Raw genomic sequence first — 2,621 nt, 5'->3', positions numbered from 1 at the left:
CCACACTGGAGCGTCTTCTGAGCCTGCTGTCGGCCTTTGAGGTCGTGGTATGGATGACGGATGGCTGGCCGCTGTATGAATCACGCCTGAAGGGAAAGCTGCACGTTATCAGCAAGCGTTACACTCAGCGCATTGAGCGACATAATCTGAATCTGAGACAACATCTGGCAAGGCTGGGACGGAAGTCACTGTCGTTCTCAAAATCGGTGGAGCTGCATGACAAGGTCATCGGGCATTATCTGAACATAAAACACTATCAGTAAGTTGGAGTCATTACCTAGCGCGATTGCCGGATGCAACGCTTAATAAGCGCGTACATCCGGCAATGAAACTCAAGCTAAACCAATAAAGAACCCGGCAATAGTCGCACTCATCAGGTTGGAAAGCGTTGCTGCTGCCAGCGCCCGTAAACCAAGCTGGGCGATTTCCGGCGCGCGTTTTGGCGAAATAGCCGAAAATGCGCCAACGACAACACCGATAGAACCAAAGTTAGCAAAACCACAAAGCGCAAAGGAGATAATCGCAATGGTTTTCACTTCCAGCGTGCCGCCCGTTTGCAGGTATGGGGAGAAACTCAGGTAAGCGACGAATTCGTTAATCGCCAGTTTCTGCCCAATCAGGCTACCCGCAAGATTGGCATCACTCCAGTCCACACCCATGATCCACGCCAGTGGTGCCAGCACATAGCCAAAAATACTTTCCAGAGAGGCATTGGCGAAACCAAACCAGCCACCAATTCCGCCGATAATGCCGTTGATCAGCGCAATAATTGCGACAAACGCCATTACCACCGTCGCTACACCAGCGGCGATTTTCAGCCCGGTCATCGCACCGCTCGCCGCCGCTTCGATAAAGCTTTTTGGCGGCGTTTCGCTGAACGACAGATTTTCAAATGTGACCTGCGAAGGCTCGGTGGCCGGGCTAAGAATACGTGCAAACAAAATACCACCTGGGATCGCCATCAGCGATGCCGCTAACAGGTAGTCAATTGGTACGCCCATTCCGGCATAACCAATCATCATCGAACCAGCAATGGACGCCATCCCGCTACAAATTGCGGTAAACAACTCGTTGCGATTCATGCGATCGATAAACGGTTTAACGATCGCCGGGATCTCATTTTGCCCGAGGAAAATAGTTGTGACTGCGACAAAAGATTCGATTTTGCTGATGTTAAGAGCTTTCTGGAAAATGCTGCCAAGGATGCGAATCAGCAGCCCCATCACGCCAATGTAGTACAGCAGACTGATGAGCGCAGTAACGAAAATAATCGCCGGAAGTACGCGAAAGGCGAAGATAAAACCCGCACCGTCAAACAGGACATCCATTTTCGGCCCAACCAGCGAACCAAAAATGAAGGCGCTACCGGCATCACTGTAAGACATCACTTTATGAACGCCTAATGCCGCCTGTTCTACTGCCCACTTTCCCGGTGGGAAGTAGAGCATGATGCCACCAATAGCGATTTGCAGCAGCAGTGCGGCTCCAACCGTGCGCAAACTGATGCTCTTTTTATTCACTGACAACAGAAATGCTATTGCCAGTAACACCACCATCCCCACAACACTTCTCATTATATCCATAATGATTTTCCCTTCATGCCAGTAAACCCGGCGTCAGCGCCAGGTTTTGGTATGCTTGATGAGTACGGGCGACGGCTTTCTGCCCGTCAGAAATTAACCCGCGAGACGCTGGTATTCTTTGGCAATTTCACTCGCCAGAATGGCGTTGTTGAACACCAGCTGGATATTGGATTTCAGGCTGTCACCGCCGGTCAGCTCAGCAACGCGCGCCAGCAGGAACAGTGTACTTTCTTTACCAATAACGCCCTGCTCTTCGGCTTCGGCGACGGCTTGATCTATGGCTGCATTGATAGATTCCTCCGGCATCGCAAACTGTTCCGGGATCGGGTTCGCTACCACGAGGCCACCGTTCAGCCCGCTTTGCCATTTCACCGCCATTGCACGGGCAATTTCACTGGCGCTGTCGAGACGAATACTGACGTCAAACGAGCTGGTACGGCAGAAAAACGCAGGCAGCGCTTTAGTCTGATAGCCAATTAACGGCACACCGAAGGTTTCTAAATACTCAGTGGTTAATCCTAAATCGAGAATAGATTTCGCCCCGGCACAAACAACGGTGACATTAGTATTTGCCAGTTCTTGCAAATCGGCAGAAATATCGAAGGTATGTTCCGCCCCGCGATGCACACCACCAATTCCCCCGGTGGCAAATACTTTAATTCCGGCAAGCGCCGCAATAATCATCGTTGAAGCCACAGTGGTTGCGCCATTTTTTCCGGCGGCAACAACAAAAGGTAAATCGCGACGACTAACTTTGGTCACGTTATGCCCTTCACGACCCAGTAATTCAATTTCTTCTTTGCTTAAACCCACTTTCATCACGCCGCCAATAATGGGGTGATGCTGCCAACTTACTGATTTAGTGTATGATGGTGTTTTTGAGGTGCTCCAGTGGCTTCTGTTTCTATCAGCTGTCCCTCCTGTTCAGCTACTGACGGGGTGGTGCGTAACGGCAAAAGCACTGCCGGACATCAGCGCTATCTCTGCTCTCACTGCCGTAAAACATGGCAACTGCAGTTCACTTACACCGCTTCTCAA

3 protein-coding genes and 1 pseudogene are annotated in these 2,621 nt (G+C 50.8%); 2 read left to right on the top strand and 2 right to left on the bottom strand.

The genetic code is table 11. The annotated features are described in order from the left end of the window. Nucleotides 1–263: IS1 family transposase (locus BGK49_RS12065; protein ID WP_000317683.1), on the top strand; the 263-nt coding region annotated here is incomplete at its 5' end. Between the two features lie 69 nt (nt 264–332). On the opposite strand, the gene BGK49_RS12060 is transcribed toward BGK49_RS12065, so the two are convergent. Then, nucleotides 333–1,583, bottom strand: coding sequence for a NupC/NupG family nucleoside CNT transporter (locus tag BGK49_RS12060; RefSeq protein WP_000353878.1), 1,251 nt, complete (start codon nt 1,581–1,583; stop codon nt 333–335). Between the two features lie 93 nt (nt 1,584–1,676). Further along, a pseudogene (psuG, locus tag BGK49_RS12055) lies at nt 1,677–2,417 on the bottom strand (pseudouridine-5'-phosphate glycosidase); the annotation flags it as partial. Between the two features lie 57 nt (nt 2,418–2,474). Here psuG and BGK49_RS26760 point away from each other — a divergent pair. After that, the coding region (locus BGK49_RS26760) for an IS1 family transposase (protein WP_001393286.1) at nt 2,475–2,621 on the top strand (147 nt) is incomplete at its 3' end.

It is taken from the genome of Shigella sp. FC1544 (assembly GCF_001722145.1).
Classification (GTDB): domain Bacteria; phylum Pseudomonadota; class Gammaproteobacteria; order Enterobacterales; family Enterobacteriaceae; genus Escherichia; species Escherichia coli.
Note: the sequence above shows the minus strand (reverse complement) of the source record. Positions and strands in the feature narration are given on the sequence as shown.